Annotated in this window: 5 protein-coding genes and 2 pseudogenes; 3 read left to right on the forward strand and 4 right to left on the reverse strand. The window is 60.7% G+C overall.

Annotated features, from left to right (window positions below; translation table 11 throughout):
• Nucleotides 1-200 (reverse strand): annotated as a pseudogene (locus BLX41_RS34500) (lipoprotein-releasing system transmembrane subunit LolC); the annotation flags it as partial.
• 94 nt (nucleotides 201-294) lie between these two features.
• Between BLX41_RS34500 and BLX41_RS05110 the strand changes: the two are divergent.
• Both BLX41_RS05110 and BLX41_RS05115 read left to right on the forward strand, forming a co-directional pair.
• On the forward strand, nucleotides 295-882 hold the full coding sequence (locus BLX41_RS05110; protein WP_123724021.1) for a PilZ domain-containing protein: 588 nt from the start codon (nucleotides 295-297) through the stop codon (nucleotides 880-882).
• A 49-nt stretch (nucleotides 883-931) separates the two neighbouring features.
• On the forward strand, nucleotides 932-1,654 hold the full coding sequence (locus tag BLX41_RS05115) for a glycerophosphodiester phosphodiesterase (RefSeq protein WP_047284980.1): 723 nt from the start codon (nucleotides 932-934) through the stop codon (nucleotides 1,652-1,654).
• Nucleotides 1,655-1,696: 42 nt separating this feature from the next.
• Here BLX41_RS05115 and sthA read toward each other — a convergent pair whose 3' ends face one another.
• Both sthA and BLX41_RS05125 read right to left on the reverse strand, forming a co-directional pair.
• Complete coding sequence (gene sthA, locus BLX41_RS05120) at nucleotides 1,697-3,091, reverse strand: Si-specific NAD(P)(+) transhydrogenase (protein ID WP_025128859.1); 1,395 nt, start codon at nucleotides 3,089-3,091, stop codon at nucleotides 1,697-1,699.
• A 201-nt stretch (nucleotides 3,092-3,292) separates the two neighbouring features.
• On the reverse strand, nucleotides 3,293-4,282 hold the full coding sequence (locus tag BLX41_RS05125; RefSeq protein ID WP_123724022.1) for an FAD:protein FMN transferase: 990 nt from the start codon (nucleotides 4,280-4,282) through the stop codon (nucleotides 3,293-3,295).
• 314 nt (nucleotides 4,283-4,596) lie between these two features.
• Between BLX41_RS05125 and tcuC the strand changes: the two genes are divergently transcribed.
• On the forward strand, nucleotides 4,597-5,889 hold the full coding sequence (gene tcuC / locus BLX41_RS05130) for an MFS transporter (RefSeq protein ID WP_123724023.1): 1,293 nt from the start codon (nucleotides 4,597-4,599) through the stop codon (nucleotides 5,887-5,889).
• Between the two features lie 159 nt (nucleotides 5,890-6,048).
• Here the strand turns inward: tcuC and BLX41_RS34505 are convergent.
• Nucleotides 6,049-6,270 (reverse strand): annotated as a pseudogene (locus BLX41_RS34505) (glyceraldehyde-3-phosphate dehydrogenase); the annotation flags it as partial.

The raw sequence follows: 6,270 nt of genomic DNA on the forward strand, positions 1-6,270 counted from the left end.
GTGGCGTGGGGCACCATGCCCAGCACGCGGGTGCGCATCTCATGATCGAAGCCGTTCATCACCGACAGCACCACGATCATCACGATCACGCCGAGGGCGAGTCCGATCATCGAGGTCAGGGAAATGAATGACACAAAATGATTGCGACGCTTTGCACGGGTGTAACGCGTGCCGATAAAAGCAAACAGAGGTCTGAACATGTCGGGGCTTGTGCAGAGGAAAAGAAGACGTCCTTGTGGCGGGGCCTGGTAAGCAGCTTTACACTCAGACCACTGCCTCTACCATGGGTTCGCCATGTCGACATTAGATGAAGAAGATCGCCGCGAATACTACCGTATCGAGGACACGATCGCACTGGAAATTAGCCCCTTGTCCGCCCACGACGCGGCGAGCAAGGAAGTGTTGCAGGATGAGTCTCCGCTGTTCAATTTGCTCAGCGAACTGCACCTGAGCGAATTCGAATCCCAGCACTTGCTGCGCCAGGTCAGCGAGCGTGATCGAACCCTGGCCAGCTATCTCAAGGCCATGAACAAGCGCATCGACCTGCTCAGCCAGGTGGTGGCACAGACCGTGTTCGGCAAGTTTGGCGAGCCGCAGCGGGTCACTCTTTCCGAAGGCGGCATCGAGTTCAACCACCATCTGAGTTATCCCAGCGGTAGCCACCTGGCAGTGAAGCTGCTCTTGATGCCTCAAGCCCTGGGCCTGCTGCTGCGAGCCCGGGTCACCCATTGCGAGCCCCACAGCTTCGGCACCTTCGAGATCGGCACCGAGTTCGAAGCATTGACCGATGCCCAGCGTCAGCTGCTGGCTCGCTATATCCTGCAAAAACAGGCCCAGCAACGCCGTCTGGCCCGGGAACAGAGTGACCCCGCCGCTGGCTGAGCCGCAAGCCTGACCCCTCTTAAGGAACAACATCCGTGAAGGAGCAATTGTGACCCTGATCTATGGCCATCGCGGCGCTAAAGGCGAAGCACCGGAAAACACCCTGACCAGCTTTCAGGAATGTCTCAAGCACGGCGTGCGCCGTTGCGAGCTCGACCTGCACCTGTCCATGGACGGCGAGCTGATGGTGATTCACGACCCGACCCTCAAGCGCACCACTGACCGGCGCGGCAAGGTGGTGGAGCATTCCGCCGCCGAACTGGTGACCTACGACGCGCGCAAAGGCGGCCCGGGCTGGGTCAGCCCCTGCCCCATTCCACGCCTGGAAGAGCTGTTCGAAAAATGCGATTTCGAGCACTGGCAGCTGGAGGTCAAGAGTGCCTCGCGCACCCGCGCCGCCACCACCGTGCTGGCGATTCGGGAAATGGCCCAGCGCTTCGGCCTGCTGGACAAGGTCACCGTGACCTCAAGCTCTCGGGAAGTGCTGAAAGCCGCGGTCGAACTGACCCCGGACCTGTCTCGCGGACTGGTAGCCGAATACGCCTGGCTCGACCCGTTGAAGGTCGCCCAGAGCTATGGCTGCGAGATTCTGGCGTTGAACTGGACTCTGTGCACCCCGGAGCGTCTGCAACGGGCGCAGCGTCAGGGCTTGCATGTGTCGGTATGGACGGTCAACGAGCCTGCGCTGATGCGCAGGCTCGCCGACTTCGGCGTAGATAGCCTGATTACAGACTTTCCCGGTTTGGCCAGCGCCACCCTCGAGAATCGCTGAAATCGGTCTCCCCGGCCGGCTCAGGCCACCGGCCGGAGCCGCTCAAAAAAGCCGGTTGAGGCCATCGTATGCCGCTACCCGATAGGCTTCGGCCATGGTCGGGTAGTTGAAGGTGGTGTTGACGAAGTACTTCAGGGTGTTGAGCTCGCCCGGCTGGCTCATGATCGCCTGGCCGATATGCACGATCTCCGAAGCCTGGTAGCCGAAGCAGTGCACGCCGAGGACTTCCAGGGTTTCCCTATGGAACAGGATCTTCAGCATGCCTTGCGGCTCGCCGGCGATCTGCGCACGGGCCATGCCCTTGAAGAACGCCTTGCCCACTTCGTATGGCACCTTGGCCTGGGTCAACTCCTGCTCGTTCTTGCCGATCGAACTGATCTCGGGAATGGTGTAGATCCCGGTCGGTACGTCGTTGACGAAACGCCAGCTACCGTTGTCGACAATGCTGCCGGCAGCGGAACGGCCCTGGTCGTGGGCGGCACTGGCCAGGCTCGGCCAGCCGATCACGTCACCGGCGCCATAGATGTTTGGCACGCAGGTGCGATAGTTCTCGTCGACTTCGATCTGGCCGCGACTGTTGACCTTGACCCCGATGTTCTCCATGCCCAGCTTGTCGGTGTTGCCGGTACGGCCGTTGCACCAGAGCAAGGCATCGGCCTTGATCTTCTTGCCCGACTTCAGATGCAGGATCACCCCGTTGTCGACACCCTCAACCCGGTCGTACTCCTCGTTGTGGCGCACGGTGATGTTGTTGTTGCTGAAGTGGTAGCTCAGGGCCTGGGAAATCTCCGAGTCCAGGAAGCTCAGCAACTGGCCACGGTTGTCCACCAACTCCACCAGCACTCCAAGACCACTGAAGATCGAGGCGTACTCGCAGCCGATGACCCCGGCGCCGTAAACGATGAGTTTGCGCGGGGTGTGGCCGAGGCTGAGGATGGTGTCGCTATCGTAGATACGCGGGTGGCCAAAATCGATGTCCGCCGGGCGATAGGGACGCGAGCCGGTGGCGATGATGATGTGCTTGGCTACCAGCTTTTCCACCACGCCATTGGCACACACCACTTCCACGGTCTGCTCGTCGGCGAAGCTACCAGTACCGAAGAACACATCGACCCGGTTGCGGGCGTAGTAGCCAGTACGCGAAGCCACCTGCTTGGAGATGACCTTCTCGGCGCTCTTGAGCACGTCCGGGAACGAGAACCAGCGCGGCTCGCCAATGGCCCGGAACATCGGATTGGTGTTGAACTGCATGATCTGCCGGACCGAGTGACGCAGGGCCTTGGATGGAATGGTACCCAGGTGGGTGCAGTTACCGCCGACCTGGCGACGGCTATCGACCATCGCCACTTTGCGTCCTGCTTTCGCGGCGTTCATTGCCGCACCTTCTCCAGCGGGGCCTGAGCCCAGCACCACTACATCGTAGTTGTAGACAGCCATGCGTACTCCTCAGAACAGGCCGAGACACCCTTCTGGCATCTCCGGCTAAATCATGCCGCGGCCAGCGGCATGAAGGATCAATTTGGCTCGGTTACGAACCCGGGCACAGTCTATAGAAGCGTCAACGCCGCGCACATTAACCCTTGGTCGCGTCGTAGGCTACTTTTGCCTGCACTACAGCATTCGCAACAGCGTGCCTGGTTATTGTTTTGGTCCGGCCAACAGCGCATCGAACGCCAGGTTGCTACGTGTGACGAAGCCTTTATCGGCACGCATCACAAAAAATGCGCCGACACGGTGTTTTTCCGCGTAGTCCCAGCCCGCCTCGGGACCAAGAATCAGTAACAGCGTCGACAGGCCATCGGCCATGAGTGCCGAAGGATGAATCACTGTCACTGAAGCCAGCTTGTGAGTGATGGGCTTGCCGACCCGGGCGTCGAACGTATGGGAAAAACGCTGACCGTCCTGCTCGAAATAATTACGGTAGTCGCCGGACGTGGATACGCCATAACCGTCCAGAGCGATCACCCGCTGGGCCACCTGCTGGTCGTCCCGTGGCTCCTCCAAGGCGATGCGCCAGGGCGATCCGTCCACCTTGCGGCCCACCGCCTTGAGCTCGCCGGTGACCTCAGCCAGAAAGTTTTCGACGCCCAATTCCGTGAGCCGGGCAGCCATTCGATCCACGGCGTAACCGGCGGCAATACTGTTGAAATCCACTTCCACGGCAGCATCCTTGCACAACTGCGTACCCTCGATACGCAAGTGTCCATGCCCAACCCGCTGCTGTACCTGCGCCAACGCCGTGGCGCTGGGAACCTTTTCCTCACGCCCCTGGGGGCCAAAGCCCCAGAGATTCAGCAAGGGCTCCACTGTCAGATCGAAGGCACCGCCACTGTCACGAGACAACTGTTCGCCGACACGCACCAACTGCAGCACCGGCTCTGGCATCGGCTGACAGCTGTTGGCCGGCAGCTCATTGAAACGCTCGATATCCGAGTCACTGCGATAGGTGGACATCTGCCGGTCGACCTCAGCGAGGATCCCCTCGATTTCGCGCTTGACCAAAGACGCCGCCGGGCCATTGGAATGACGCACGTACTGTACGGAGTAGGTGCTACCCATGGTCGGACCAGAGATGCTCTCCAGGCGGTCACCACCGCATCCCTGCAAAAGCACTACCGCACCCCACATTGCGACGCCTAGATACCGACGCTTACCCGACAAGGTCATCCCTCCTGATCAACCGCCCCGGAGGGTCGATTTGCTACACAAGACGTCATTATGCGACAGACGGAACCTGCTCGCGCTCCTCCCCTCGCCCCTCGTTTACGGCATGAGCCCCGACCTAGAGCCGTCAAACCCATTGAAGAGTTTTTGTTGCCTGAAGGCCCTCATACACATATGGTTACAAAACTGTTCAGCGCGCAGCCTCGAGCCCCGACTTTGCAGTAAGGGACGCATAACGACCAGGGATTGCTAACAAGACAGCCAAAGCGAGTGAAAAAATGTCCACGACCACGGGCAAAGGCAAGGCGATCTTTCGCGTTGTCAGCGGCAACTTTCTCGAGATGTTCGACTTCATGGTCTATGGCTTCTACGCCACGGCAATCGCCAAGACCTTCTTTCCTGCCGACAGCGCCTTCGCTTCTCTGATGCTGTCCCTGGCCACTTTTGGCGCCGGCTTCCTGATGCGTCCCCTGGGAGCGATCTTCCTCGGTGCCTACATTGACCGTCACGGCCGCCGTCAGGGCCTGATCATCACCTTGGCACTGATGGCCGCGGGCACGGTGCTGATTGCCTGTGTGCCGGGCTACGCCACCCTCGGCGTCGCCGCGCCCCTACTGGTATTGCTGGGTCGCCTGCTGCAGGGCTTTTCCGCCGGCGTCGAGCTGGGCGGTGTGTCGGTCTACCTGGCCGAGATCTCGACCCCGGGCCGCAAGGGCTTTTTCGTCAGCTGGCAGTCGGCCAGCCAACAGGCCGCGGTGGTCTTCGCCGGCTTGCTGGGCGTTGGCCTGAACCATTGGCTGAGCCCCGAGCAAATGGGTGACTGGGGCTGGCGCGTGCCGTTCCTGGTGGGCTGCATGATTGTTCCGGCAATTTTCATGATCCGCCGCTCCCTGGAGGAAACACCGGAGTTCCAGGCCCGCAAACATCGACCTACCTTGCAGGAAATCATCCGTTCCATCGGCCAGAACTTCGGCATCGTAATCGCTGGCATGGCGCTGGTGGTAATGACCACCGTGTCCTTCTACCTGATCACCGCCTACACCCCGACCTTCGGCAAGGCCGAGCTGCACCTGTCGGACTTCGACGCCCTGCTGGTGACCGTGTGCATCGGCCTGTCGAACTTCTTCTGGCTGCCGGTCATGGGCTCACTGTCCGACAAGATCGGCCGCAAACCGCTGCTACTGGGCTCGACCATCCTGGCGATCTTCACCGCTTACCCAGCACTGTCCTGGCTGGTAGCCAACCCCAGCTTCAGCCACCTGCTGATCGTCGAGCTGTGGCTGTCCTTCCTTTATGGCTCGTATAACGGCGCGATGGTGGTGGCGCTGACCGAAATCATGCCGGTAGAAGTGCGCACCACCGGCTTCTCCCTGGCCTACAGCCTGGCGACCGCGACCTTCGGCGGTTTTACTCCGGCGGCCTGCACCTACCTGATCCATGTCCTGGGTAACCAGGCGGCACCGGGCATCTGGCTCAGTGGCGCGGCGGTGCTGGGGCTGGCCGCTACCCTGGTGCTGTTCCGTGGCAACCGTCACGAACTGCGTACCGCGCAAGCGGCTGGCGGCGCCTGATACAAAGCTTCGCCGGCAAGCCAGCCCCTAAGGGATCACGCCAGCTTGGCTTGCCGGCGAAATCTGCGGGAACGACGTTATTGCAGGAGTCGACTTGCCGGCGATAGCCGCAAACAAAAACGCCCCGACAAGTCGGGGCGCTTTCATTTCAGCAGTCGTTTAGCGTGGGAACGCTGGCGGGTTGACCCCGGCCATGTCTTCCATCACGCGCACTACCTGGCAACTGTAACCGAACTCATTGTCGTACCAGACGTACAGAACAACGCGGTTGTCCTGAACGATGGTCGCCTCAGCGTCGACCACACCGGCGTGACGCGAACCCACGAAGTCGGTGGACACCACTTCCTGCGAGTTGACGAAGTCGATTTGCTTGTGCAGATC

Source organism: Pseudomonas protegens (genome assembly GCF_003732485.1).
GTDB classification, from domain to species: domain Bacteria; phylum Pseudomonadota; class Gammaproteobacteria; order Pseudomonadales; family Pseudomonadaceae; genus Aquipseudomonas; species Aquipseudomonas protegens_B.

What these genes read in the sequence shown, in the direction of transcription:
- BLX41_RS05110 (WP_123724021.1), top strand. Translation starts at nt 295, where the DNA reads ATGTCGACATTAGATGAAGAAGATCGCCGCGAATACTACCGTATCGAG.
- sthA (WP_025128859.1), bottom strand. Translation starts at nt 3,091, where the DNA reads ATGGCTGTCTACAACTACGATGTAGTGGTGCTGGGCTCAGGCCCCGCT.
- BLX41_RS05125 (WP_123724022.1), bottom strand. Translation starts at nt 4,282, where the DNA reads ATGTGGGGTGCGGTAGTGCTTTTGCAGGGATGCGGTGGTGACCGCCTG.
- tcuC (WP_123724023.1), top strand. Translation starts at nt 4,597, where the DNA reads ATGTCCACGACCACGGGCAAAGGCAAGGCGATCTTTCGCGTTGTCAGC.